The following is a 281-nucleotide window of genomic DNA, read 5'->3' on the forward strand; positions in this document are numbered from 1 at the left end:
GCGCCCGAAGGCGCCCTTGTTCGTAGAGCCGTCCTCCTTGCGAAGGCCGTCCTCATAATAGTGGTCCGCGTCCTTGAAGGGTACGGCATGATCGAAAAGGGAAGGAAGTCGTCGACCAGCGCATAGAAGTGGTCGGCCTTCGACGGATCCTGGATGATGTCGGTGATCCTGGCTGTTGCGAAATATGCCTGCTTGCCACCCGTTTTCATCAGATCTCCGCTCGGCCGTCTTGGCTCATAGTAGACGATCCAGTCTCCTCGCGCAGCCTCGATCTGACGCAA

1 protein-coding gene is annotated in these 281 nt (G+C 58.0%); it reads right to left on the reverse strand.

The window, feature by feature from the left end; genetic code table 11:
• The coding region (locus SB772_RS40155; protein ID WP_410838539.1) for a hypothetical protein at positions 1-209 on the reverse strand (209 nt) is incomplete at its 3' end.
• Positions 210-281 lie beyond the last annotated feature (72 nt).

It is taken from the genome of Paraburkholderia sp. SIMBA_030, from assembly GCF_046535245.1.
Classification (GTDB): Bacteria; Pseudomonadota; Gammaproteobacteria; order Burkholderiales; family Burkholderiaceae; genus Paraburkholderia.